Origin of the sequence: Streptomyces sp. C1-1 (assembly GCF_050214755.1) — a bacterium.
Taxonomy (GTDB): Bacteria; Actinomycetota; Actinomycetes; order Streptomycetales; family Streptomycetaceae; genus Streptomyces.
The window spans coordinates 1,570,020-1,593,335 of the sequence record NZ_CP189826.1; the positions used below are offsets into that span (position 1 = coordinate 1,570,020).

The 23,316-nt window shown below is 71.3% G+C and carries 24 protein-coding genes; 9 read left to right on the forward strand and 15 right to left on the reverse strand.

The annotated features are described in order from the left end of the window. The first annotated feature begins 84 nt into the window (after positions 1-84). Both ACQF4J_RS07155 and ACQF4J_RS07160 read left to right on the forward strand, forming a co-directional pair. Complete coding sequence (locus ACQF4J_RS07155) at positions 85-942, forward strand: AAA family ATPase (RefSeq protein WP_200701212.1); 858 nt, start codon at positions 85-87, stop codon at positions 940-942. Next, positions 939-2,294, forward strand: coding sequence for a vWA domain-containing protein (locus ACQF4J_RS07160; RefSeq protein ID WP_427165164.1), 1,356 nt, complete (start codon positions 939-941; stop codon positions 2,292-2,294). The genes ACQF4J_RS07155 and ACQF4J_RS07160 overlap by 4 nt, the downstream gene beginning before the upstream one ends. A gap of 3 nt (positions 2,295-2,297) precedes the next feature. Here the strand turns inward: ACQF4J_RS07160 and ACQF4J_RS07165 are convergent, their stop codons facing one another. Then, positions 2,298-2,660 (reverse strand): cupin domain-containing protein, encoded by a 363-nt coding sequence (locus ACQF4J_RS07165; RefSeq protein ID WP_351583676.1) that lies wholly within the window; start codon positions 2,658-2,660, stop codon positions 2,298-2,300. Positions 2,661-2,792: 132 nt separating this feature from the next. Here ACQF4J_RS07165 and ACQF4J_RS07170 point away from each other — a divergent pair, with 132 nt between their 5' ends. Further along, positions 2,793-3,188, forward strand: a complete 396-nt coding sequence (locus ACQF4J_RS07170; protein ID WP_351583673.1) for a nuclear transport factor 2 family protein — start codon at positions 2,793-2,795, stop codon at positions 3,186-3,188. Here ACQF4J_RS07170 and ACQF4J_RS07175 read toward each other — a convergent pair. The 4 genes from ACQF4J_RS07175 to ACQF4J_RS07190 form a co-directional block, all read right to left on the reverse strand. Beyond that, positions 3,183-4,166: a threo-3-hydroxy-L-aspartate ammonia-lyase gene (locus ACQF4J_RS07175; protein WP_351583670.1), complete on the reverse strand. Its 984-nt coding sequence runs from the start codon at positions 4,164-4,166 to the stop codon at positions 3,183-3,185. The two genes, ACQF4J_RS07170 and ACQF4J_RS07175, sit on opposite strands and share 6 nt — an antisense overlap. Further along, positions 4,163-4,888 (reverse strand): helix-turn-helix transcriptional regulator, encoded by a 726-nt coding sequence (locus tag ACQF4J_RS07180; RefSeq protein WP_427165167.1) that lies wholly within the window; start codon positions 4,886-4,888, stop codon positions 4,163-4,165. Before ACQF4J_RS07180 ends, ACQF4J_RS07175 begins: the two co-directional genes overlap by 4 nt. A gap of 4 nt (positions 4,889-4,892) precedes the next feature. Continuing rightward, positions 4,893-6,251 (reverse strand): hypothetical protein, encoded by a 1,359-nt coding sequence (locus ACQF4J_RS07185; RefSeq protein ID WP_351583664.1) that lies wholly within the window; start codon positions 6,249-6,251, stop codon positions 4,893-4,895. An 80-nt stretch (positions 6,252-6,331) separates the two neighbouring features. Beyond that, the gene (locus ACQF4J_RS07190; protein WP_427165170.1) at positions 6,332-7,030 is read right to left on the reverse strand and encodes an SDR family NAD(P)-dependent oxidoreductase; all 699 of its coding nucleotides are present in this window, start codon (positions 7,028-7,030) and stop codon (positions 6,332-6,334) included. Positions 7,031-7,125: 95 nt separating this feature from the next. Here ACQF4J_RS07190 and ACQF4J_RS07195 point away from each other — a divergent pair, with 95 nt between their 5' ends. Together ACQF4J_RS07195 and ACQF4J_RS07200 are read left to right on the forward strand one after the other, a co-directional pair. Continuing rightward, complete coding sequence (locus ACQF4J_RS07195; protein ID WP_427165172.1) at positions 7,126-8,010, forward strand: helix-turn-helix transcriptional regulator; 885 nt, start codon at positions 7,126-7,128, stop codon at positions 8,008-8,010. A 217-nt stretch (positions 8,011-8,227) separates the two neighbouring features. Further along, complete coding sequence (locus ACQF4J_RS07200) at positions 8,228-8,659, forward strand: hypothetical protein (protein WP_351583655.1); 432 nt, start codon at positions 8,228-8,230, stop codon at positions 8,657-8,659. A 43-nt stretch (positions 8,660-8,702) separates the two neighbouring features. Here the strand turns inward: ACQF4J_RS07200 and ACQF4J_RS07205 are convergent, their stop codons facing one another. The 8 genes from ACQF4J_RS07205 to ACQF4J_RS07240 form a co-directional block, all read right to left on the reverse strand. Further along, a complete protein-coding gene (locus ACQF4J_RS07205; RefSeq protein WP_427165174.1) occupies positions 8,703-10,322 on the reverse strand; it encodes a DUF6351 family protein in 1,620 nt (539 codons plus the stop codon). A 40-nt stretch (positions 10,323-10,362) separates the two neighbouring features. Next, entirely contained in the window at positions 10,363-11,064 is a 702-nt protein-coding gene (locus ACQF4J_RS07210) for a cytochrome b/b6 domain-containing protein (RefSeq protein WP_427165176.1), read from the reverse strand. Then, positions 11,012-11,740: a molybdopterin-dependent oxidoreductase gene (locus ACQF4J_RS07215; RefSeq protein WP_351583652.1), complete on the reverse strand. Its 729-nt coding sequence runs from the start codon at positions 11,738-11,740 to the stop codon at positions 11,012-11,014. Before ACQF4J_RS07215 ends, ACQF4J_RS07210 begins: the two co-directional genes overlap by 53 nt. Before the next feature lie 20 nt (positions 11,741-11,760). After that, positions 11,761-12,207 (reverse strand): VOC family protein, encoded by a 447-nt coding sequence (locus ACQF4J_RS07220; RefSeq protein ID WP_427165179.1) that lies wholly within the window; start codon positions 12,205-12,207, stop codon positions 11,761-11,763. 44 nt (positions 12,208-12,251) lie between these two features. Continuing rightward, positions 12,252-12,449, reverse strand: a complete 198-nt coding sequence (locus tag ACQF4J_RS07225) for a hypothetical protein (RefSeq protein ID WP_351805954.1) — start codon at positions 12,447-12,449, stop codon at positions 12,252-12,254. 183 nt (positions 12,450-12,632) lie between these two features. Beyond that, positions 12,633-14,075 (reverse strand): aldehyde dehydrogenase, encoded by a 1,443-nt coding sequence (locus ACQF4J_RS07230; RefSeq protein WP_427165181.1) that lies wholly within the window; start codon positions 14,073-14,075, stop codon positions 12,633-12,635. Positions 14,076-14,262: 187 nt separating this feature from the next. Then, a complete protein-coding gene (gene msrA, locus ACQF4J_RS07235; protein ID WP_351583635.1) occupies positions 14,263-14,778 on the reverse strand; it encodes a peptide-methionine (S)-S-oxide reductase MsrA in 516 nt (171 codons plus the stop codon). 213 nt (positions 14,779-14,991) lie between these two features. Next, positions 14,992-16,569: an MDR family MFS transporter gene (locus ACQF4J_RS07240; RefSeq protein ID WP_427165184.1), complete on the reverse strand. Its 1,578-nt coding sequence runs from the start codon at positions 16,567-16,569 to the stop codon at positions 14,992-14,994. A gap of 199 nt (positions 16,570-16,768) precedes the next feature. Here ACQF4J_RS07240 and ACQF4J_RS07245 point away from each other — a divergent pair, with 199 nt between their 5' ends. Next, on the forward strand, positions 16,769-17,257 hold the full coding sequence (locus tag ACQF4J_RS07245; RefSeq protein WP_351583691.1) for a TetR/AcrR family transcriptional regulator: 489 nt from the start codon (positions 16,769-16,771) through the stop codon (positions 17,255-17,257). Between the two features lie 309 nt (positions 17,258-17,566). On the opposite strand, the gene ACQF4J_RS07250 is transcribed toward ACQF4J_RS07245, so the two are convergent. Further along, a complete protein-coding gene (locus ACQF4J_RS07250; protein ID WP_351805960.1) occupies positions 17,567-18,403 on the reverse strand; it encodes a prephenate dehydratase in 837 nt (278 codons plus the stop codon). 180 nt (positions 18,404-18,583) lie between these two features. Here ACQF4J_RS07250 and ACQF4J_RS07255 point away from each other — a divergent pair, with 180 nt between their 5' ends. Next, entirely contained in the window at positions 18,584-19,147 is a 564-nt protein-coding gene (locus ACQF4J_RS07255) for a CGNR zinc finger domain-containing protein (RefSeq protein WP_351584407.1), read from the forward strand. 46 nt (positions 19,148-19,193) lie between these two features. On the opposite strand, the gene ACQF4J_RS07260 is transcribed toward ACQF4J_RS07255, so the two are convergent. Then, complete coding sequence (locus ACQF4J_RS07260) at positions 19,194-20,966, reverse strand: hypothetical protein (protein WP_427165187.1); 1,773 nt, start codon at positions 20,964-20,966, stop codon at positions 19,194-19,196. A gap of 281 nt (positions 20,967-21,247) precedes the next feature. Here ACQF4J_RS07260 and ACQF4J_RS07265 point away from each other — a divergent pair, with 281 nt between their 5' ends. Together ACQF4J_RS07265 and ACQF4J_RS07270 are read left to right on the forward strand one after the other, a co-directional pair. Next, on the forward strand, positions 21,248-21,910 hold the full coding sequence (locus ACQF4J_RS07265; protein ID WP_427165189.1) for a response regulator transcription factor: 663 nt from the start codon (positions 21,248-21,250) through the stop codon (positions 21,908-21,910). Continuing rightward, complete coding sequence (locus ACQF4J_RS07270) at positions 21,907-23,292, forward strand: sensor histidine kinase (RefSeq protein ID WP_427165191.1); 1,386 nt, start codon at positions 21,907-21,909, stop codon at positions 23,290-23,292. The genes ACQF4J_RS07265 and ACQF4J_RS07270 overlap by 4 nt, the downstream gene beginning before the upstream one ends. Positions 23,293-23,316 lie beyond the last annotated feature (24 nt).

Sequence of the window (23,316 nt, forward strand, 5' to 3'; positions counted from 1 at the left end):
CGGAGCAGCGGATACCCCGTGACAGAAGCGCTGAACAAGCGCTTAGATAGTAGGCCTGGCATCGCCGCCCACCAGGAGGCCCCGTTGTTCACGTCCGTCGACGACGTCTCCGCACGTCTCGCCGCCACCGGCTACCTCGCCTCGCCCGCGGTCGCCACGACCGTCTTCCTCGCCGACCGGCTGGGCAAGCCCCTGCTGGTGGAGGGCCCCGCCGGAGTAGGCAAGACCGAGCTCGCCAAGGCCGTCGCCGAGGTGGCGGGGGCCCGGCTGGTCAGGCTGCAGTGCTACGAGGGCGTCGACGAGTCGCGCGCGCTGTACGAGTGGAACCACGCCAAGCAGCTGCTGCGCATCAGCGCCGGCCGCGACGAGACGTGGGACGAGACGCGCACGGACATCTTCAGCGAGGAGTTCCTGCTGACGCGCCCGCTGCTGACGGCCATCCGCGGCGACGATCCCAAGGTGCTGCTGATCGACGAGACCGACAAGGCGGACGTCGAGGTGGAGGGCCTGCTGCTGGAGGTGCTCAGCGACTTCCAGGTGACGGTCCCCGAGCTCGGCACGATCGCCGCGACCCGGCGCCCCTTCGTCGTGCTCACCTCCAACGCCAGCCGTGAGCTGTCCGAGGCCCTGCGCCGCCGCTGCCTCTTCCTGCACATCGGCTTCCCGGACGAGGAGCTGGAGCGCCGGATCGTACGGCTGAAGGTGCCGGACCTGGACGAGACACTGGCCGCGTCGGTGGTACGGGTGGTCGGTGCGCTGCGGGCGATGGATCTGCGCAAGGTCCCGTCCGTCGCCGAGACGATCGACTGGGCGCGCACCCTGCTCGCGCTCGGCGCGGACACTTTGGACGAGACCGTCGTACGCGACAGCCTGGGGGTGCTCCTCAAGCACCACGACGACGTCCTGAAGGCGACGGCCAAGCTCGACCTGGACGCGGTGTGACCGCGCCCGGCGTCGCCGAACGGCTGACCTCGCTGGTCGGGGCGCTGCGCGCGCACGGCATGCGGATCGGCACCGGCGAGACCGTGGACGCGGCGCAGGCGATGGCGGCGCTGGGGCTGGCCGACCGGGAGCTGCTGCGCGAGGGCCTCGCCGCGACGCTGCTGCACGGACCGGCCCAACGGCCGGTGTTCGACCCGGTCTTCGACCTGTACTTCCCGCGCGGAATCGGCGCGCCCGAGGGCGAGCCGGCCGGCCGGGAGGACCTGCGCGACCGGCTCGCCACGGCCCTCGCGGACGACGACCGGGTTCTGCTGGGGCAGTTGGCGGCGGAGGCGGTCGACGGCTTCGGCGGATACGGCAGCTCGCCCGAGGCGCAGGGGTGGTCGTCGTACCAGGCGCTGGAGCGGCTGCGGCCGCAGACGCTGCTGGCCCGCGTCCGCGAGAGCGTGCGGGCCCGGGACGGCGCGTCGGGGTTCACGGACCGGCTGCTGGAGGACGAGATCCGGCGGCGCATCGAGGCCTTCCGCTCGCTGGTGGCCGTGGAGGCGCGGCGGCGGGTCGCCGAGCGGCGCGACCGGGACGAGCTGGCCCGGCGCGCGGTCGCCACGACGCCCGACCGCGTCGACTTCCTCTACGCGGGCAAGCTCCAACTCGCCGAGTTGCGCAGGACGGTTCAGCCGCTCGCCCGCAAGCTCGCCACCCGGCTCGCGGCGCGCCGGCGCCGTGCCGCCCGCGGCAGCATCGACCTGCGGCGGACCCTGCGCGGCTCACTGTCGACGGGCGGCGTGCCGATGAAGCCGGTGCTGCGCCGCCGGCGTCCCTTCCGCCCCGAACTGGTCCTGCTGTGCGACGTGTCGGGCTCGGTGTCCGGATTCTCGGACTTCACGATGCTTCTGGTGCAGGCGTTGCACGACCAGTTCAGCAAGGTGCGGGTGTTCGCCTTCGTCAACCGCATCGACGAGGTCACCGGACTCATGGAACACGGCGCGGCCGACCCGGAGGGGCTCGGCGCCCGGATCCGCGCGGAGGCGACCCTCACCGGCTGGCACGGCAGCAGCGACTACGGCGTCGCCCTGGGCGAGTTCGCCGAGCGCTACGGCGACGCGGTCGGACCTCGTACCACGCTGTTCGTGCTCGGTGACGCCCGGACGAACATGAGTGACCCGAACCTGGCCGCCGTCCGGCAGGTCGCCGAACGGGCCCGCCGGGTCTACTGGTTGAACCCCGAGCCACGCCCGCAGTGGGGCACCGGCGACTCCGCGGCACCCGAGTACGCCGAGCTGGTGGAGATGCACGAGTGCCGCAACGCCCGCCAGCTCGGCGCGTTGATCGCCCGGCTGCTGCCGGTCTGACCGCTACTCCTTCGCCTTGGCGTAGTCCGTCGCCATCTGGCCGGCGAAGTCGTAGACCACGCAGGGTTCGTCGCCGATCACCCAGGCGTCGTGTCCCGGCGGAAGCACGAACACGTCGCCGGGTCCGACCTCCTGCTCGGCGCCGTCGTCCATCCGGACCCGCATGCGTCCCTGGACGCAGTAGCCGTTGTGATGGACCTCGCAGCTCTTCGTCCCGGCGATGGGTCCCACGGACTCCGTCCAGCGCCAGCCCGGCTCGAAGGTCCCCACGGCGAAGTCGAGCCCGGTCAGGTGGACCGCTTCCAGGTGTCCACGCGGGAAGTCACGCCGCTCGTCGGGCTTCTCGACGGCCTTGATCTCGATCATGACGGCTCCCTCCATTGCGAGCCCCGTCCACGAGACCATCGTCCGCCCGTCCGGTCGACACCGCCATTCGGGTGAGCGCAGAATGACGCGTGAGGCCGCAATCGCCGAACTACCGGAAAGGTGGCGATCACCGTGGCTGAGCATCCCCACGCACAACTCGTCCGCAAGGGCTACGAGGCCTTCTCCCGCGGCGACATGGACACCCTTCGCTCCCTGATGACGAGCGACGCCACGCAGCACGTGCCAGGCAGCCATCCGCTGTCCGGCGACTGCAAGGGGATCGACGCGATCCTCGGCTACTACCGCCGCCTCTTCGAGGAGACGGGCGGAACCTTCAAGGTCGAGCTGCGCAGCGTCCTGGTGGACGGCCGCGGCCATGCCGTCGCGATGCAACACGTCAGCGCGCAGCGCGGCGACAAGCGCATCGACGAGGACGGATGCATCGTCTTCCGGATCGTCGGCGACAAGGCGACCGATCTCGACGAGTGCGTCGAGAACCTCGACAGGGTCGACGAGTTCTGGTCATGACTCCGTCGCCCGGCCGCACAGCCGGGCGAAACGGTCCGCGTCCACATTGCCGCCGGAGACGATGACACCGACCCGGCGCGGCAGGGAACCCGCGCGCCCGGCGAGCAGCGCGGCCAGCGGGGTGGCCCCGCTCGGCTCGACGACGATCTTCAGCCGTTCGAACGCGAAGCGCATCGCGGCCCGGATCTCGTCGTCCGAGACCAGGGCGACCGCGTCGACCAGCCTGCGGTTCACCGAGAAGGTCAGCTCGCCGGGCGTGGTCAGTGCCTGACCGTCGGCGATGGTGCGCGGCACCGGGACGCTGACGCGTCGGCCCTCCTCCAGGGACCGCTTGGTGTCGTCCCCGGCCTCCGGCTCGACGCCGAGCACCCGGGTCCCGGGGTGCAGTGCCTTGGCCGCCGTCGCGGACCCGGCGATCAGCCCGCCACCGCCGACGGGCACGATCAGCGCGTCCAACTCACCGACTTCTTCGAGGAGTTCGAGCGCAGCTGTGCCCTGACCGGCCATGACGTGCGGGTGCTCGTAGGGCGGGATGAGGGCGAGACCGCGCTCGTCGGCCACGGCCCGGGCGACGGCCTCGCGGTCCTCGGTGTAGCGGTCGTACGTGACGATCTCGGCGCCGTAGCCCTCGGTGGCCTCGCGCTTGGAACCCGGGGCGTCCTCGGGCATCACGATGACGGCCGAGCTGCCCAGTTCCCGGGCGGCCAGCGCGACGGCCTGGGCGTGGTTGCCGGAGGAGTAGGCGGCGATGCCCCTGGCCAGCTGGTCGGGGGTGAGCCGGGAGGCGGCGTTGTAGGCGCCGCGGAACTTGAAGGCGCCCACCCGCTGGAAGTTCTCGCACTTGAGGAAGACCTCGGCGCCGACGAGGGAGTCGAGGGTGCGCGAGCGCAGGACCGGCGTGCGGTGCGCGACACCCTTGAGCCGGGCGGCCGCGTCGCGGACGTCGTCCAGGGTCACGGGTGGGGTGGTGGTCGTCACGCGTGTCCTCCAGCGGGAGTCGGGGCGGTGGCCGCGGGGTCGGTCGAGCCGGTGGCCGGGGCGGTGGTCGCGCGGGCCTGGGAGAGGTAGCTGTAGGCGGAGGCACGGGAGATGCCGAGCCGGGCGGCGACCTGCTCGACGGCGCGCCGCACGGCGAAGACGCCGTGTTCGTCCAGGCCTCGGAACAGGTCGAGGCGCTGGGCGCGGTCGAGTCCGCCCCAGGGCCGGTCCGGTCCGATCCGGTGGGCGTCGAGGATGGCGTCCACGACGGAGTCGATGTCGTTGCCGAAGGTGGTGACGGGGGTTTCGGCGCCGGTGTCGGTGAGTCCGGCGAGGGCGCCGAGCAGGGCATGGGCCTCGCCCACCGCGGTGACGTCGACGTTGACGCAGAGCGCGCCGAAGACCGCGCCCGTGGAGTCCCGCAGCACCATGGTGGACGCCTTGAGCAGCTTGCCGGACCGGGTGCGGGTGACGTAGTTCAGCTCGTCCTCGGCCTGGTCGCCGCGGGCGAGTACCCGCATGCCGATCTCGCTCATCGCGCCGCCCACCGCCCGCCCGGTCACCGAGCCGGCGACGGCGACGACCGAGTTCTCCGGGTGCCGGTAGTCGTGCAGGACCGCCTCGCAGACCGGCCCGAACGTCGCCGCGATCCCGTCGACGACGGGACGCAGCGCGGCGAGGATCGCGTCCCTCTCCGTGTCCAGGGTCTCTTCATCCGTCACACTCCTAGACTAGTGGTCCAGAGCCTGGACGAAAAGTCCAGGAGGATAAGGGGCTGTCGTGGGTCGCGACATACGTCAGGGCCTCCCGCGCGGCATGGCGGTCACCGACCGTCTCCCACCACGGGTGGGTGTGCATCTCCTCGGCGAGGCGCCGGCACCGCTCCCGTGCGTCGGCCAGGCGCTCCCGCTGCCGGCCGGTGATCTCGGCGCGGCCGGCCGCGATGTCCGCGCCGCTGGGCAGATGCGCGGCGATGTCCGCGGCGTGTTCCAGAGCCCGGGTGAAGGTGCGCCGGGCGGCCACCAGATCTCCGGGTATGACGAACTCGCCGACGACGAAGGGCCGGGAGAACTCGGACGGTCCGGGTTCGGTGTGCCACAGCGAGGCGTCGATGGGCCGTTCGTCGTCCCGCGCGCGGGTGAGCTCGGACCGGACACCCTCCTCCGTTCCCTCGGGACTGGAGCGCCCCGCCCGGCCCGCCGCGTCCGCGGGGCGCACCGCCACCGCGCCCGGGTCGGGCTCGGGCCGGCCTTCGAGGAACTCCTCCTTGTCGGTTGGGGTGACCCACATGTGCCAGCCGCGGCGGCCCGCCGGGTGGGGCAGGTACAGCGAGACCAGCTCGCCCGTCGCCGTACGCCGGATGACGTCGTCGTAGTACAGCCCCCGGACCGGCTCCCACAGCGCGTGCCTGCCGCCGCAGCGGCCGGCCCCCTGCTGCGGGCAGGGCACCGGGTTGGCCCAGTCGCAGCGGGACATGTGCAGTTGCTTGATGCCACCGCGCACCGGGAGGGCGGCCCGGTCGGTCACGTCACGCCAGCTCTGTACGTTCAGCCGGGCCCAGGGGGCGCGGTCTATCGGTATCGCGTTCTCGTTGTTGACCAGCCACAGCGGGGTCAGTCCCGCCCGGCGCGCGGTGCGGGTGCGGTCGTCGACGGAACCGCCCGCTATCGCGGCGAGCTGGATTTCGTAGGCGAGGTGATGACGGTCCGCGCCCTCGACCGTGACATCCGCACGCCCCTTTTCCGGCCGGTCTCCTTCTGGCCGTGTCACCCGGAATCCCTCTCCGGCGGCGACCTTGGCCGTGTATTCCCCGAGCGCCTTGTGGAGATCGCTTTCCGCCTTCGTCTCGGGGCGTTCTCCTTTTGCCACATGCATGGCGTGCGGACGGCCGTCGACCTTGCGGATGGTCATGAAGCCCGGGCAGATGAAGCCCTCGTCCTCGTGGGCTTCCAGGCAGTACAGAAGATCCGGTTGGTAATTGCCGTAGATCTCGTCGAGCAGCCGAGGGTATTCGGGATGCCCGAGATCGGCCTCGGTCAGGTCGAGTGTGACGCCGAGGCCCCTGTGCCAGACGCTGTAGGTCATATTGCGAGAGTAGGACGCGGCACTGACAATCGGCCCCGGCGCCGACTCCCGCCGGCACCGGGCCTTTTGGCCGGCGGATTTCAGGACCAGCCGACAGGGCCGTCCCGGTCGATGAACCGGCCGGTGCCCGCGCCGGGTTTTTCGATGGCGAGGCGGACGATCGCGTCGGTGCCCTCGGTGACGGTCTGGGGGCCGGAGTGGCCATTGAGGTCGGTCGCCGTGTAGCCGGGATCGGCGGCGTTGACGCGAATGTCCTTGAACGCCTTGGCGTATTGAGTGGTCAGCATCGTCAGGGCCGCTTTGGAGGCCGTGTAGAGCGGCGCGATCACCGAGGACTCGATTCTCGACGGGTCGTGGGTGAGGGCGAGCGACCCCATTCCGCTGCTGACGTTGACGACGACCGGATCCGAGGACCGGCGCAGCAGCGGAAGGAACGCGGTGGTCGTGCGGATCACGCCGAAGACGTTGACGTCGAAGACGCTCAGCGCGTCGGCGCCGGTCAGTTCGCCGGGATCGCCGTGCGGGCCGTGCACGCCGGCGTTGTTGATCAGTACGTCGAGCACGCCCTCGTGCGCGGCGACGTCGGCTGCGGCGGCCGCGACGGAGGCGTCGTCGGTGACGTCGATGGGGACGAATCGCGCGCCCAGCGCGGCGGCGGCAGCGGCCCCGCGCCCGGGATCGCGGGCGCCCATGATCACGGTGTGGCCGAGCGCGACGAGGCGGCGTGCGGTCTCCTGGCCGAGTCCCTTGTTGGCTCCGGTGATGAAGGTGGTGGTCATGCGTCGATCGTTCGCCGGTCGACGCACCCTGCGCCAGGGAGACGCCGACCGTAGGAAAGGCAGTACCAGGATCACCCGGAGGACAGCGGGGCACGATGGATGGCATGACGGCGAGAGGCGGTGTCGGACTGGGCGCGACGATCCGCGCCTGGCGGGAGCGGCTGCCCCCGTCCTCGGTGGGGCTGCCCTCCGGCCGCGGACGCCGCACGGCGGGACTGCGCCGCGAGGAACTCGCCGAACGCGCCGGCGTGTCGGTCGACTACGTGGTGCGGCTGGAGCAGGGGCGGGCGACGACGCCTTCCGCACAGGTGGTCGCGTCCCTGGCGAACGCGCTGCACCTGACGTCCGCCGAGCGCGACCACCTCCACCGTCTGGCGGGGCTGGCTCCTCCGGACGCCGGACTCGTCCCCGATTCCATCCCGCCCGGCGTGCGTCGCGTGCTGGACCGGCTCGGAGACGTCGCGGTGGCCGTGTTCGCGGCGGACTGGCAGCTGCTGTGGTGGAACGCCGGATGGGCGACGCTGCTCGGCGACCCGTCGCTCTCGCCGCCCGAGCTGCGCAACTTCGCCCGGGAGCGGTTCCCGGTCGGCCCCGATCGCGTCCGCATCTCACTGTGGCCGGTGCTCGTGGGGGACAGCGACACCTCCGACCTGGCCATCGTGTCCGACCTGCGCCGCGCGGCCGGCCGCTTCCCGCACGACGCCCGGCTGGCCGAGCTGATCCGACTGCTGGTCACCGGCAACGAGACGTTCGCGCGACTGTGGGCCGGCGGCACGGTGGCCGCGCACCGCGAGGACCGCAAGAGGGTCGAGCATCCCGTGGCCGGTGCCGTGGAGGTGGACTGCGACGTCCTGACCGACGGCGACTCCGAGCTCAAGATCGTGATCCTGTCGGCGGCGCCCGGCAGTGCGGACGAGGCCGCCTTCAGGCTCGCCCTGAGCGCCGACGCCGCGATCGGCACGCCTGGGGCGGGGGCGTGACGGCGCGGGTGCGACTGCGCGCGTAACGCGGAGCCGCCGAGTCCCTGCCCCATCCACCCACCTGGGCCACCCTTTTCGACCCCCGCCGAGCGCGGGACGACTCGCCCGTTCCCAGCACGGAACACCCCTCCACGCGTCACCACCTTGACAGGTGACGAAACTGCGTGGGAATCTCTCGTCACCGCTCAGAACGGTTACTTCTCGGTGAGGACATCCCATGGCAGTCGTCGTACGCTTCCACCTCGTCTCCCGACTCGGCCCCAAGGAAGTGCTCGGGGTACTGACCGACTTCGGTCCCTCGCGCGCACAGGCCTGGCCCACGATCGACGCCGACCACTTCGTCGTCCACGACCTCGGCGACACCTGGGCCGAGGTCACCGAGGGGACCGCCGCGGCCTGGGAGCGGGCGCGCTATCAGTGGGAGCCGGCCGGTGACACGGTCACGGTCACCACGCTGGACTCCAAGCTCTTCGGAGCCGGCGGCGGCTGGGTCTTCCGGCTGACCCCCGAGGGCGACGGCACCCGGGTCGACGTCGAGCTGACGCGGCAGCCGAGCACGGTCAAGGGCAGGATGCTCGCCGCGCTCCTTCCGCTGGCCGCTCCCGGATCGCTGCGCAAGTCCTTCGCGGGGCCGCTGCAGGCGAAGTGACGCACCCACACCTGCGGGAGGGGCCGACAGCACGACCTGTCGGTCAGTGCCGGGGCGGGGAGACGCAGGTGAAGGCGGCGGCGGTGGTCGGGTCGCCGTGGCCCTTGTAGCGGGACACCTGCGGGTAGGGGCACAGGTCGCGGGTGACGTGGTGGCCGTCGGCGTCGATCAGGGTGGCGGGCAGTGTCCTGGGCGCCTTGCCGTGCTCGACCCAGTCGGTCAGCGCGGCGAGACCGTCGGCCGAGCCGTCACCGCCGTTGAGGCCGCAGTGGTCCGTGTTCGGGGCGAGGAAGAGTCGGTAGAAGTCGTCGACCTTCTTGGTTCCGCCCAGCGCCCGCTCGGCCTTCTGGCGGTACTGCACGGTGCCTCGGGTGGGGATGTACTGGTCGGCTTCGCCGTGCCAGGTCAGCAGCTTCCCGCCGGACGTGCGGAAGTCCGACAGATCGGGATCGTCCGTGCCGATGACCTTGTCGTACTCGGCCTGGGACTGCCTGAACAGCTGGGTGAACCGGTCGTAGGTGAGCTTCGTGACGTCGAGGGACGGGTCCTTGGCCACCCACAGCCGCACCCAGGCGGCCGGCACCGGGAACGGCGCTCCCGTGACGTGCCCGTCGGCGTCCGGGTCGGCGTGCCCGGCCAGGGCCCACATGTCGGCGCCGACCGGGACGCCGTACCACAGCCTCTTCCCGGAGGCGGTGCGCGGACCGTCCCAGATCCTGCGTACGACGGTGGCGTCGGCCGCGGTGATGGTCAGCTCCTCGCCCTCGCACACGACCTTGGTGCCGATCAGCCGGCGTGGGTCGAAGTCGCACCGGGAGGGGTCGTCCACCAGGCCGTCCCTGACGCCGTCGAGGGAGTCGCAGGCCTTGACGGCGGCCTTGGTGAAGGCGGTGAACTCGCACTGGGACGGGTAGGTCTTCTCGTTGTTCATGACCACCTGCGGCCACAGGGTGGCGACTTCGAACTCGTCCCAGTTGACGGCGGGCGCGTCGGCGAGAATGCCGTCGTAGTCGCCGGGGTGGCGCTGGGCCTCCATGTAGCCCTGGCGGCCGCCGGTGGAGCAGCCGGTGAAGCAGGAGTAGGCGGGGCGCCTGCCGTAGACCGCGTCGACGACTTCTTTGCCGACGACCGCCGCCTCGTGCTGGGAGCGGGAGGCGAAGTTCTTCAGCAGGGCGGTGTCGACCCGGCCCTCGCCGTTCAGTGCCCAGCCGGTGTCCAGGGCGTCACCGACTCCGGCGTCGGTGGAGACGGCGGCATAACCGTTCTTGACGGCGGCGCCCAGGCCGACACCATTGTCACCGGCCAGGTAGGCGGCGCCGCCGAGGCCCTGGAAGCGGCCGTTCCAACCGCTGACGGGCAGCCAAGTACGTACGGTGGCATGGTCGTTGTCGCCCGGATGAGTGAGCGTGACAGTCACCTCGCAGTAGGCCGGGACCCCGGAGACCGAGCCGCCCAGGACGCCGGAACCGGTGATGGTGCCGCCCTGCCGGTCGACCGCGGACACGGACTCCACCTCGGTGCCGGCCGGCGCCTTCACGGACGGCGCCGAGCAGGCGAACGGGGCTGCGGCGGCGGAACCCCGGGGTTCCGCCGAGGCGGTCGGCAGATACATCGCCGCGGCCAGGGGCACCCCGGCGGCAAGGACAGTCAGAAGTCGTTTCATGGGTTTGCCCTTCAGGAAGCAGGTGTACTGGCCCATGGGCTCAATGCGTTGCGCCCTCGGCGCCCTTGGCGCCCTCACCGGTCCGCCGCTCCTCCCGCAGCCAACGCGAGTGGTACCGCTGCGCCCAGGCGCGGCTGACGTGACCGGTGCGCATCCCCAGACGGGCTTCGGGATCCTCGAACGCCTTGCCCATGTGGCCCAGGAGGACGAAGGTGATCGCCCAGGCCACGAGGTCGTGCACGAAGATGGCGCTGGTGCGGGAGACGAAGGGCAACAGCCCCGTGAACCACATCAGCAGGCCGGTGCACAGCATCACCAGCACGGCCCCGGCGATCCATCCCGCGAAGAGCTTCTGGCCCGCGTTGAACTTGCCGGCCGGGCGCGCCTCGGGCGAGGTACGGCGCCTGCGGACGGCGCGCAGCCACCGACGGTCGTACACCGCGAACCGGTTCAGTCGGCGCAGGTCCGCGCGGAAGGCGGGCGAGAGGAGCCCCAGCAGGAACGGCAGCGGCAGCGAGATGCCGGACCACTCGTGGACCGTGACCAACAGATGCCTGCGTCCGACGAGTTGGGCCAGCGGTCCGAGGTAGAGACAGGCCGCCGAGACCAGACACAGCAGCATCGGGTGGCCGGTGGCCCGGTGGACCATGCGTTCGGCGGTGCTGAAACGGCGTACCCGGCCCTCGTGTTCAGGCCGCACCGCCGTGCCGGTCGGCACCGTCGAGCCAGCCGTCGACCGCATAACCGCGCTCCTCCCAGTAGCCGGGAACGACCCGGTCGGTGACCGTGATGCCGGAGAGCCACTTGGCCGACTTGTAGAAGTACATGGGCGCCACATAGAGGCGGACCGGGCCGCCGTGCGCGTGGGTGATGGGCTTGTCCTGCATGTTCAGGGCCACCAGAACGTCCGAGCGGCGGGCCTGTTCCAGGGTGAGGCTCTCGGTGTAGGCGCCGTCGAAGCAGGTGAAGCGGACGGCCGCGCCCGGGGAACGCACCCCGGCGGCGTCCAGGAGGTCCGCCAGCGGGACTCCCTCGAAGGGCGTGTCGTCCACGCGCCACCCGTCGGTGCACTGGACGTCGTGGACCACTCGGGTCTGCGGCAGCGCGCGCAGTTGGTCGAGCGTGTACGTCCTCGGCCGCTCAACCAGCCCGCCGATGCGGAGTTCGTAGTCGGTCTCGTCCTTGTGCGGCACCGAGCCGACGACGCTGTAGTAGCGGAAGCCGCCCGGGTCGGGCAGCAGACCGGTCAGGCCGGTGGCGTCGACCTCCGAGGCAGCGGCGAGGAACCCCTCCCAGCCGCGTTGCAGGTACGGCGCCGCGACGAGTCCCGCCGCACCCGCGCCGAGCATGCCCAGCATCGCCCGCCGCCCGACCGGAGCACCCCCGGTTCTTGGCCGCGGTTTCGGCTTCTCCGCCATGTCCGCGCTCCCCCCGGGCGTCAGCGGCCGGGGGCGCGCTCGGTGATCTCCTGCAGGAACCACTCGTTGCCGTCGGGGTCCTTGAAGGTGGCGAAGGTGCCGTAGCTGGCCCGGTCCGGGTGCACGCCGGGCACCCGGCCGGAGTCGCCGGCGTGATGGAAGGCGCCGGTCTCGTCACGGAACGGACCGGACACCTCCACACCGCGGGAGGCCAGCTCCTCCTGGGCCTTGAGGATGTCGGTGACGGTCAGCTGGAGGCCGTGGAGTGTGCCCGCCTGCTGCTCGGTGAGGCCCTCGCCGAAGATGATCGAGCACTCGGAGCCCGGCGGGGTCACCTGCACGACCCGGTAGCCGTCGTCGATCGGGAAGTCGGCGTCGAGGCGCCAGCCGAGCCGCTCCACGTAGAACCCCTTGGCCCGGTCCACGTCGCCGACGGGCAGGATGACGACTTCGAGCTTCATGTCCATGACTGTGATCTCGCTTTCGATGGTGACGCGGGTACGCGGGGTGTCTACAGACCCAGGTCGAGGGCGAGGCAGGAGTAGTACTTCCACGACCCTTCCGGGTCGTACGAGGCGTTCGCCGCGCCGGCCGGAACGGCCTCGACCGCTTCGGTCATGTCCTCGAAGCGGATGCGCTCGGGAAGCTTGCCGAATCGCGCGTGCCGTACCGCCGCCTCGGCGGCTTCCTTCGTGAGTCCCTCGCTCATGACCGTGCTCCCTCGTGGGTGGTGTCCGGCTCGTCGCCTTGGACGTTCATCAGCATGCCGAGCGTCGCGTCACCTGTCAAGCCGGTGACGCAGGTCGAGGCACGCATCCAGGTCATGGCGGGGTGGCGTCACTGTTCAGTCGCGCGACACCAGTCCAACGGGTTACGTGTGTACGAGGGCGGGTCAGACGGTGATGGTCTTGTACTCGGTGTAGGTGCCGAGCCCGACGGCGCCGTACTCGCGGCCGACACCGCTCGCCTTGAAGCCGCCGAACGGTCCGTCGAAGGCGATGGAGGCGCCGTTGACGGTGACGGTGCCCGCGCGAACGCGGCGGGCGACCGCCAACGCGCGTTCCCCGTCGGAGGACCAGACGCCGCCGGAGAGGCCGTACTCGGAGTCGTTGGCGATGCGGACGGCGTCGTCCTCGTCGTCGTAGGCGATGACGACCAGGACCGGGCCGAAGATCTCCTCCTGCGCGATCCGCATGGAGTTGTCGACATCGGCGAAGACGGTGGGGGTGACGTAGTTGCCCTTCTCCAGGCCCTCGGGGATCTGCGGGCCGCCGGTGACCAGGCGGGCGCCCTCCTCGACGCCGAGCCGGATGTAGTCGCGCACGCGCTCCTGCTGGTCGGGGCGGATCATGGGGCCGATGAAGGTGTCGGGGTCGCCGGGATCGCCCACCTTCAGCGACTCCACCAGCCCCTTCAGGGCGGTCACGACCTCCTCGTACCGGCTGCGCGGGGCGAGGACGCGGGTCTGCGCGATGCACGACTCGCCGTTGTTGAGCAGGGAGCCGAACTTCAGGCCCGCGACGGCCTTCTCGATGTCCGCGTCGGGAAGGATGATCGCGGCGGACTTGCCGCCCAGTTCCAGACTGACCCGCTTGAGCTGCTCGCCCGCGATCGAGGCGATGCGGCGGCCGGCCCGCGTCGAGCCGGTGAACGCGATCTTGTCGACCTCCCTGTGCGAGATCAGGTACTCGCTGGTCTCCCGATCGGCGGGCAGCACGCTGATCACCCCTTCGGGCAGGTCCAGCCGCTCGAGCAGTTCGGCGAGGAAGCCCATGCTCAGCGAGTTCTCCGGGGACACCTTGAGGACGACGGAGTTACCCGCGAGCAGTGCGGGGATAATCTTCGCGGTGGCCGCGGAGAACGGTGAGTTCCACGGGATCACCGCGGCCACGACTCCGACCGCCTCGCGGCGCACCACGCTGCGTACGGGAGACGAGGGGTCGGAGGGCACGAGCGTCTCCTCCCAGCCGAACTCCTCGGCCGCCTTGAGGTAGGCGTTCGCCTGCCGGGTCAGGCCCGGCTGTCCGGCGCGGGTGAACCAGCCGGCCGACCCGTTCTCCAGCGAGATCAGGTGCGCGATCCTCTCCGCGTTCTCCTCGCGCAGTGTGTTGAACCGCCGTAGGACCGCGATCCGTTGCCGCGGTGGGGTCAGACGCCACTCGCCCTCCTCGAAGGACGTACGCGCCGCGGCAAGCGCCGGGTCGATGTCCGCCGGCCGCGCCTGAGCGGCGCGGCCGACGACCGACCGGTCGTGCGGAGAGGCGATGTCGAGCAGCTCCGGATCGTTCGGCTCGACCCAGGAGCCTCCGACGAAAAGCCTGTCGTAGATGATCATGTGCTCTCTCTCCCGGCGCGTCGACGCGATGCGCCCGATGGGCACCATCAACTGTCACATTAGAGTAGCACTTACACTGATTAGCTCCCCGTGAGCGTGCTCAAGAAGGTGAATGAGGGCGAAAACAGGCCGACCCCCGGGCGAAGTACGCCCAGGGGTCGGTACAGCGGATCGAGGACTGAGGCCGTCAGGCCTCGGCGCGCTTGGGAAGGCGCCAGTTCGGGCGCGGGAAGTGGCAGGTGTAACCGTCCGGATAGCGCTGGAGGTAGTCCTGGTGCTCCGGCTCCGCCTCCCAGAACGGACCCGCCGGCACCACCTCGGTCACCACCGGCCCCGGCCACAGACCGGACGCGTCGACGTCGGCGATGGTGTCCTCGGCGACGCGGCGCTGCTCCTCGTCGAAGTAGAAGATCGCGGAGCGGTAGCTGAGGCCGATGTCGTTGCCCTGCCGGTTCCTCGTGCTCGGGTCGTGGATCTGGAAGAAGTACTCCAGGATCGCGCGGTAGTCGGTGACCGTGGGATCGAAGGTGATCTCGATCGACTCCGCGTGCTTCCCGTGGTCGCGATAGGTGGCGTTGGGCTTGTCGTTGTCGCCGCTGTAGCCCACCCGCGTGCGGGTCACACCGGGCAGCGCCCTGATCAGCTCCTGCATACCCCAGAAGCAGCCGCCCGCCAGCAGCGCCCTCTCCTCGGCGTCGCTCATGGCACCTCACCTTTCCGTTCACGTCGTTCGCGCAGGACTCCAGGCTCGCATGTCGGCGACCCGAACAGCTCCACGCTTGTCACCATCTTGACAGGTGACACGTCGAATGACGGATTCGTCACCTGCCAAAGCGGTGACGAACTCGGCAGAGCCGGAACGCCGTGAGTGCCGAGGAAAATTCCCGAGCCGTGGTGACGAGTGACGGCGGTACCTCTACGAACTCGCCGACCGAACCGGCGGCCGCCCGGATTCCCCGACGGTCGCGGGGTCGGCGGGTCCGGAGGCGGCGGTGGTGTCGGCGGGCGTCCGGGCCGGCTTCCCCCGGGTCGGCTTCAGGAAGAGGGCGAGGAGGACGCCGACGGCGAGGGTGGGCGCGATCCACAGGTAGCCGGCGGCCGTAGCCCGGGCGAACGCGTCCAGCGCGGTGTCACGCAGGGCGCCGGGCAGCAGGCCGACGGTGTCGGGGCGGGCGGCGTCGAAGCCGCCGGCGGTCGGCAGGGACCGGGCGCGCTCGGCGAAACCGGTGTTGAGGAGGGTGCCGAAGACCGCGACCCCGAAGGCCGCGCCGATGGAACGGGCGAAGGTGACGACGGCGCTGGCGGCGCCGAGGTCGGCGGCGGGCACGCTGTTCTGGACCGTGGTCAGCACGACCATCGGCACCATCCCGATGCCGACACCGGTGATCAGGAAGTAGACGCTCAGCAAGAGGGTGTCGGTGGCCGCCCCGATGGTGCCCAGCAGGAGCAGTCCGGCGAGGTTGGTGACCAGGCCCGCCAGCAGGACGGCCCGCAGCCGGCCGGCGTGTGCGGCCCAACGGCCGGCCAGCGACTGGCTGATGACGAGCCCGGCGACGAGCGGCAGCATGTGGACGCCGGAGAGGGTCGCCGAGACGCCGCGGACGATCTGGAGGTAGGTCGGCAGGTAGACCAGCACGGAGAACATCGCGGCGTTGGCGAAGAACCCGATCAGCGAGGAGAACACCACGGTCCGGGAGGCGAACACGGCCGGCGGCATTACGGGGGCGGCGGCGCGGCGCTCGACCGGTACCAGCAGCACGGCCGGCGCGAGGGTGGCGGCGATCAGGCCGACGACCGCCGGTGAGCCCCAGCCCCAGCGCTCGCCGAAGGACGTGACGAGGACCAGGCCGGTGGCGATCGCGGCCAGCACGGTGGCGCCGGCGTAATCGATCCGGGCCCGGGTGCCCCTGGTGGCGGCGGGCAGCGCCCGCGCGGCGACGGTCAGGGCGACGAGGCCGACCGGGAGGTTGACCAGGAAGGCCCACCGCCAGGACAGCTGGTCGGTGAAGACGCCGCCCAGCAGGGGGCCGATGATGCTGGCGACGCCGTAGACCGAGCCGAACAGGCCCTGGTAGCGGCCGCGTTCGCCGGGGGCGACGATGTCGCCGACGAGGGCGAAGGTCAGCACGATCATGCCGCCGCCGCCCACGCCCTGCAGGACACGGGCGCCGATCAGTTCGGGCAGATTCCGGGCCAGGCCGCAGGCCACGGAGGCGATCAGGAAGACCGTGGTCGAGGCCAGGTACAGGCGCTTGCGGCCGAACATGTCGCCGAGCTTGCCCCACAGGGGGGTGACCGCCGTCGACGCGAGCAGGTAGGCGGCGCTGACCCACGCGATGTCGTCGAACCCGTTCAGGTCCTCGGCAATCCGCGGCAGGGCGGTCGAGACGATCGTCTGGTCCAGGGCCGCGAGCAGGACCGCCAGGACCAGCGCACTCATCGCGGCGGCGGCACCACCCGCCTTGGGCGATGAGGGCCTGTCTGTGTTCGGCATCGAAGGTCCACCTCTCGGGTGAGCTCGTCAATCTGGCATTACCAGATCTATCTGTCACATGAATGTAGCACTTATAGCCCCTGCTTCTACTCCCGAGAGACGGTAGATGTCTCAGGCATCACATCCCGCCACTAGACTCGGTGCGGTGAGAGCCGACGCAGCGCGCAATCTGGAAGCCGTCCTGACCACCGGCGCACGCATGCTCGCCGCCGACCCCGGCGCGAGCATCGCGAGCATCGCCGCCGAGGCAGGGGTCGACCGGCGTACCGTCTACCGCCGCTTCGCCTCCCGGGAGGACCTCCTCACGGCCATCTACGAAGCCCGGCTGACGGCGATCGAACGCGCCATCGAAGACGCGCGGCTGCGCGAGGCGCCCGTGGCCGTCGCCCTGCACCGCTACGTCGAGAACATCATCGCCGTCAACCGCACCTGGCCCGTCGACCTCGCCCGGATGCTCGCCGACGACAGCGTCCACGCCCGCCGCGACGCGGCCGTCGAGGAGGTCGACGCCTTCCTGCGACGCGCCACCGACGAAGGCCTGCTGCGGCCGGGGCTCCCCCAGGGCTGGGCGAGCGCACTGCTGCCCCAGCTGATGCACCTGGTCTCCCGGCAACTGCCCGAACTGAGCGCGGGACAGGCGGCGGACGTCGTCGTCGACACCCTCCTCAACGGCCTCGGGACGTCCTGACACGCCGACGGCCCTCGGGAACACCTGAGTCCAGGTGTTCCCGAGGGCCGTCGGGCTCGGTCATTCCATGGTCTGCCGAGCCGTCCGCGATCCGGACGTCTGCTGTGTGTCCTTCTCCCCCGCCGGGCGCCGGGCAGCCTCACGGGGCGGCGACACGGTTCCGGGCAGACGGACGCGACGGAGTCGGGACGGCTGGTCGGTGGGGTCGGAGTGGGTCAAGGCTTCTCCCCTCGGTGCGTGCTCCGGAGAAACCAACGGCGGCGCCGGCACATTCCGTTGCGCGCCGAATCGGACCCAGTGGCTGTTCGCTCAGTCGGCCAGCCGGTGCGGGTGCGCGGGGTACACGCCGAGGATGCGCACCTCGGTGGAGAAGAAGCGGAGTTCGTGCAGGGCGAGAGCGATGCGCTCGTCGTCGGGGTGGCCCTCGATCTCGACGTAGAAGCGGCTGGCGTTGAGCCCCGCGCCCATCTGGTAGCTCTCGATCTTGGTGAGGTTCACGCCGCTGGTGGCGAACCCGCCGAGCGCCTTGTACAGGGCGCTCGGGATGTTGCGGACGCTGAAGAACAGACTCGTCATCGTCGGCTCCCCGGTGCGCGGGGCCAGGGCGGCTTCCCGGGAGAGGACCACGAACCGTGTGGTGTTGTCCGGGTCGTCCTCGACCTCGGCGCGCAACACCTCGAGACCGTAGAGCTCGGCCGCGGCGGGCGGGGCGAGCGCCGCGTGCCGCGGGTCACCGAGTTCGGCCACCTCGCGTGCCGCTCCGGCCGTGTCGTCACTGACGAGGGTGCGCCAGCCGCCCTCCCGCAGCACCTTGCGGCACTGTCCCAGCGCGTGCACATGGCTGCGTACGCACTCCACCTGGTCGAGGGTGGCGCCGGGCGCGCCCATCAGGTCGAAGCGGATGGCGAGGAAGTACTCGGCGACGATGAACAGGCCGGACTCCGGCAGCAGGTGGTGTACGTCGGCCACGCGTCCGGCAGCGGAGTTGTCGACCGGGATGACGGCGACGTCGGCGGCGCCGAGCGTCACGGCGTCCAGGGCCTGTTCGAAGCTCGTGCACGGGAGCTGCCCGGCGTCGGGGTAGAGGGCGCGCGCGGCGGTCGCCGAGTTGGATCCGGGTTCACCCTGATATGCGGCGGTCGTCACCGTGGTTCAGCCTTCCTGAGGGCGGGTTCTGTCGTGGGGCAGCAGAAGCTCCGTCGCATACCGCACCGATGAAGTATCGGCGAAGAAGCCTCGATCGCCTGCATCTGGGGCGCGGCAGAGCTCCGCGCGACATCGTGACGCTCCTTGCACCTTCCTGCGGTCACCTGTCAAGATGGTGACGTGAATCTCGACCATGTCTTCGTATGCGGGCACCCGGCACTCGACTTCGCGGCCACGCTCCGGGCCCGGCGCTCGGCCCGTTTCGAGATGTTCGTGACACCGGACCGGCTCAACGCCTGGTACCTGGAGTCCGGGCTCGTGGACACGATCACGCCCGGCGGGGAGGACGACGTCCACGAGGCGACGACCGTGCGCGAGGCCATCTACCTGCTGGTGACCAACCGCCGGCTCGGCGACGACTTCGACCGCCAGGCGCTCGCCGTGGTCAACGCCGCCGCGCGCAAGACCCCCGTAACCCCCCAGCTCACGCCGGCCGGCAGGCACACCGAGGCCACGCCCGAGCAGGCGCTGGCCACCGTCGCCCGGCAGGCCGTGGAACTCCTCAGCGGCCCCGACGTGCCCCTGATGAAGGAATGCGGCAACCCCGAGTGCACCAGGGTCTACATCGACCGTTCCCGGGGCATGCGACGCCAGTGGTGCGGCATGGAGTCGTGCGGCAACAAGATCAAGGCCGCCGCCTACCGCGCACGGAAGAAGACGGCACCCGACATGGCCACCCGCTGACGGACGACCGCGTCCGGCCCGTCCACGGTCCGCGCAGGTCCGCCGCTCACCGGGCGGCGGGAGCGGCTGCCGGGACGTGGGCGGTGGTGATCGTCATCGGGGTTCCGGTGACGGCGATCAGGTAGGTCCGGGCACGGCCGCCCGGCACGGGCCGGAAGCCGCCCGGAGGTTCGACGACGTAGTCGGCGGAGGCGTGCGGCGCCAGAGTGGCGGGGCCGGACGCGACGGTCCACCAGCCGGAGGCACCCTGACCCCGGCGGCTGGCGAAGTGCGGGGAGAGCGTCGTCCCCGTCGTGTTGACGGCCCGCAGCCGGATGGCCGTGACGCCGACGCGTGAGCCGTGCGTGGCGTAGCGGGGCGTGAGGCTCATGTGCAGGGGCGGCGGGCTCGCGGCGGCGATCAGCACGCAGACGAACGCGGGGGTGAGCAGCCCGGCCGCGAGGGCCGCTTTCGCACGTCGGCCGGTGAGGCGCGGCAGCCGCGGCTGCCAGGCGGTGGCGAAGACGGCCGCCGGGACCGTGGCCGCGGCCGCCAGCCACAGCGGGGTCATCATCAGGAAGTAGCCGTCCTGGGAGCGCGTGGCCAGATAGAAAGCGAGCCAGGGCAGCACGGTGATGGCCGGGCCCAGTCGCCGGACGAACAGCATCGTGACCACCAGCAGGCCGCACAGGAGCAGCTGACTGCCGTAGGAGTAGTAGTCGAGGCGGCTGCTGCCGTCGGTGAAGTAGTAGGAGATCCCCATCACGCCCTGCCCGTGCACGATCGCCTTCTGCCGCAGCGGCAGGAGGATGCCGGCCAGCCAGGCCGAGAAGTCCTGGACGGCGAAGTACGCGTTGAGGGCGGACCAGGCGAGGGCGGCGGTGGCGGCGTAGCGGGCGGTGATCGCCAGGGCGCGCCGGGGGCCGAGTTCGCCCCGCCGGACGGCGTACAGACCGATCAGCAGGAAGGGTGTCAGGAACCAGGCGAGTTGCTGGGCGGCGCAGGCCGCGCCAAGACAGGCCGAGCGCAGCACGCCCCCCGGCCCGAGGTGCCCGTCCCGGCCCGTGTCGGGCCAGCGGACCACCACCGGCACGAGCAGCGCGAGGGCCGTGATGGCCGGATAGCCGAGGGCGGCGTAGTGCGGCAGGATGCCGAAGCCGAGACAGACGGCCGTGGCCGCGGAGCGCCACGGCGCCGGCAGCAGGAACCACAGCAGGACGGAGGACAGGAGGAGGGCGGAGGTCGTGACCAGGGTGGCGGCCGCCGTCGAGTGGACGACGGCGTGCACCGGTGCCGCGAGCAGCGCCGTCAGCGGCGGATAGCCGTACGTGAAGTCCGCGCCGCCCGACATGGTCTTGGTGATCCCGACGCGCGGGGTCCCGAACAGCCAGGGCCAGGGCTGGCCGTACACCGGGCGGCCGTGCAGGATCTCGTTCGCCGCCTGAGCGGTCAGTACGCCCTCGTCGCTGCCCATGTGGTCCAGCAGGTAACCGCACGTCACCAGCGCCACGGCGGTGATCAGGACGACCGCGTCGATGCGGATCAGCGCGCGGCGGGTGCGCACGATCAGCGCGAGAACGGCGCAGACGAGGATCGAGGCGTAGCAGAGCGAGATGACCCCGGCGGCGACCGGGCGCGAGAGCATCGCGTCGGTCCAGGCCTCTCGTGTGCCGATGAACAGGCTGATCGTGGCGACAAGGGTCATGCCCCGGTGCAGTTGCCGGGGCCCGACCTCCAGAACGGCGCGCGCCCTGGCCGGGGCTGAGGGCGGTGCCACCGGATCCGTGGCGGTACGGCGACGCATCCCGACGCCCGTTCCGGCGCCGTAGGTGTCAGCCATGAACCGCCTCCTCTGTCTCGCCCCCATTGGGCGGCAGTCGCGTGCGTCCGGCCACCCGGGATCCGTCGAGCGTGTCGTGCGGAAGACGAGCCGGAGCACGAGGTTCCGCAGGACGCGGGCCCATCGGCCACGGAACCTGACACGGTTTCACGTGGCCGCCGTTCGGGTCACGGACGGGAACGGACGCCCCTCCTCGATCGTCTACAGTTCAGACGGCGTCTACAAGGTTGTAGTCGGTAAGCGGTTTGCGTGAATCGCCTTCATCCACCGGACGGAGAAGCATGCGCCACAAGATCCTGGTCGTCGAGGACGATCACGCCCTGCGTGACGTGCTGCGCCGGGGCCTGTCCGACGAGGGCTTCGCGCCCGTACCCGCCGCCGACGGGGCCACCGCCCTGCGGCTGGCGGCCGAGGACATCGCCGCGGTCGTCCTGGACGTCGGGCTGCCCGACGCGGACGGCCGGGACGTGTGCCAGGCACTGCGCGCCAACGGGTTCACCGCCCCGATCATCTTCCTCACGGCCCGCCACCACCTCACCGACCGGCTGTCGGGGTTCTCCGCCGGTGCCGACGACTATCTGTCCAAGCCGTTCCATCTCGCCGAACTCGTCGCCCGGCTGCGGGTCGCGCTCAAACGCTCCGCGCCGCCGGCCGTGGTCGGAGCGGGCGATCTGGTGCTGGACGCGACCCGGCACAGCGCCACGGTCGGCGAGGCGCACGTCGGCCTCTCCCCCACCGAGTTCCGTCTGCTGGCCACCCTCGTCGCGGCGGCCGGCGGCATCGTGAGCCGGCGCGATCTGGTGGGGGCGGCCTGGCCCGACGGCGCGCAGGTCAGCGACAACACGCTGGACCAGTACCTGAGCCGGCTGCGCCGCAAGTTGCGCGGGGCGGGCAGCGATCTGAACCTCACGACCGTTCGCGGGGTCGGGCACCGGCTGTCATGAACGCTCTCCCGGACCGCCTGACCCCCAAAACCCTGCGTGGCCGCCTGTCGCTGGTCGCGCTGACCACCGCCGCGTTGCTGATGGCCGTCCTGACCGTGGCCTTCAACGCCGTGATGGACCGGCATCTGCAGCACCAGGCGGACGACGAGCTGCGCAACCGCGCGGCCGCCGTCGCCACCACCATCGACACCAGCGGCCCCCGCGTGCGCATCGTGGAGACCGTCAACGACGGCCTCCTCGACGCGAACGTATGGATCTACGACGGAACACGGCTGGTGGAGAAGCCGCCGAGGGCCCCCGCCGGCAACGCCCTGACCAGCGCCGCCGGCCGGCTGGCCGCGGGCGGCCGAGGGGTCTGTGTGACGGCACGGGCCGAGAACCCCCGATTCGTCCGTCTGTGCTCCCGCCCCGTGACCGGAGGCCACAGCGCCGCGACCGTCGTCACCGCCCTCGACCTCGCCCCGTACCGCAACTCGGCGCGGACGGTGCTGCTCGGGTCACTGATCCTGGACGCCGTCATGCTGGCCTGCACCTATCTGCTGACGCGCCTGGCCGTGGGGCGGGCGCTGCGCCCCGTCCGCACGATGACGGACCAGGCCACGCAGTGGAGTGCCGTCGGCTCCGACGACCGCTTCGGAGCCGAGCACCATCCGGCCGAACTGGCCCGGCTGGGCACCTCGCTGGACGCGCTGCTGGACCGCATCCGCACGGTGCTGCGGCACGAGCGGCAGCTGACCGGCGAGTTGTCGCACGAACTGCGCACTCCGCTCACCCGGATCATCATCGAACTCGACTGGTGGCGGGCGCGGCCCCGCTCGGCAGCCGAGACCCACGCCACCCACGAGGTGATCGCCGAGGCCGCCCAGTCCATGCGCACGATCTGCGACACCCTGCTCGACGACGCGCGGGAGAGCGCCCTCAACTCCTCCACGGCCCCGGGTACCGCCGCCGTCGCGCCCGTCCTGCACCGGCTGGCCGCGAACCTCGACAAACGGGAACACGGCGAACGGATCAAGACGGTCGTCGACGTACCGGACGGGGACCTGGAGGCGGGCGTCGCTCCCGCTCTCCTCGAACGTGTCGTCAGCCCGCTGCTGACCAACGCGGTGCGGTACGCCCGCTCCACCGTGACCGTCTCCGCGCGAAGGCGGCCCGGCGGTCTGCGGATCACCGTCACCGACGACGGTACGGGCGTACCGGAGCCGTTCCTCGGCCGGCTCTTCCAGCCCGGCCGGCGCGCCGACCCGGGCGACGGGCACGACGGCGCGGGCCTCGGCCTGCCGCTCGCGCGCCGCCTGGCCCGTGCCGTCGGCGGTGAGGTGTCGCACGACGCCGGACACCAGGGCGGCGCGCGCTTCTGGATCGACCTGCCGGCCGGATGACGGACCGACCGGCCGGGCGACGAC

What these genes read in the sequence shown, in the direction of transcription:
- ACQF4J_RS07240 (WP_427165184.1), bottom strand. Translation starts at nt 16,569, where the DNA reads ATGCCGAACACAGACAGGCCCTCATCGCCCAAGGCGGGTGGTGCCGCC.
- ACQF4J_RS07200 (WP_351583655.1), top strand. Translation starts at nt 8,228, where the DNA reads ATGGCAGTCGTCGTACGCTTCCACCTCGTCTCCCGACTCGGCCCCAAG.
- ACQF4J_RS07195 (WP_427165172.1), top strand. Translation starts at nt 7,126, where the DNA reads ATGGATGGCATGACGGCGAGAGGCGGTGTCGGACTGGGCGCGACGATC.
- ACQF4J_RS07270 (WP_427165191.1), top strand. Translation starts at nt 21,907, where the DNA reads ATGAACGCTCTCCCGGACCGCCTGACCCCCAAAACCCTGCGTGGCCGC.
- ACQF4J_RS07215 (WP_351583652.1), bottom strand. Translation starts at nt 11,740, where the DNA reads ATGGCGGAGAAGCCGAAACCGCGGCCAAGAACCGGGGGTGCTCCGGTC.
- ACQF4J_RS07205 (WP_427165174.1), bottom strand. Translation starts at nt 10,322, where the DNA reads ATGAAACGACTTCTGACTGTCCTTGCCGCCGGGGTGCCCCTGGCCGCG.
- ACQF4J_RS07185 (WP_351583664.1), bottom strand. Translation starts at nt 6,251, where the DNA reads ATGACCTACAGCGTCTGGCACAGGGGCCTCGGCGTCACACTCGACCTG.
- ACQF4J_RS07165 (WP_351583676.1), bottom strand. Translation starts at nt 2,660, where the DNA reads ATGATCGAGATCAAGGCCGTCGAGAAGCCCGACGAGCGGCGTGACTTC.
- ACQF4J_RS07265 (WP_427165189.1), top strand. Translation starts at nt 21,248, where the DNA reads ATGCGCCACAAGATCCTGGTCGTCGAGGACGATCACGCCCTGCGTGAC.
- ACQF4J_RS07230 (WP_427165181.1), bottom strand. Translation starts at nt 14,075, where the DNA reads ATGATCATCTACGACAGGCTTTTCGTCGGAGGCTCCTGGGTCGAGCCG.
- ACQF4J_RS07210 (WP_427165176.1), bottom strand. Translation starts at nt 11,064, where the DNA reads ATGCGGTCGACGGCTGGCTCGACGGTGCCGACCGGCACGGCGGTGCGG.
- ACQF4J_RS07220 (WP_427165179.1), bottom strand. Translation starts at nt 12,207, where the DNA reads ATGGACATGAAGCTCGAAGTCGTCATCCTGCCCGTCGGCGACGTGGAC.
- ACQF4J_RS07245 (WP_351583691.1), top strand. Translation starts at nt 16,769, where the DNA reads ATGCTCGCCGCCGACCCCGGCGCGAGCATCGCGAGCATCGCCGCCGAG.
- msrA (WP_351583635.1), bottom strand. Translation starts at nt 14,778, where the DNA reads ATGAGCGACGCCGAGGAGAGGGCGCTGCTGGCGGGCGGCTGCTTCTGG.
- ACQF4J_RS07190 (WP_427165170.1), bottom strand. Translation starts at nt 7,030, where the DNA reads ATGACCACCACCTTCATCACCGGAGCCAACAAGGGACTCGGCCAGGAG.
- ACQF4J_RS07225 (WP_351805954.1), bottom strand. Translation starts at nt 12,449, where the DNA reads ATGAGCGAGGGACTCACGAAGGAAGCCGCCGAGGCGGCGGTACGGCAC.
- ACQF4J_RS07260 (WP_427165187.1), bottom strand. Translation starts at nt 20,966, where the DNA reads ATGGCTGACACCTACGGCGCCGGAACGGGCGTCGGGATGCGTCGCCGT.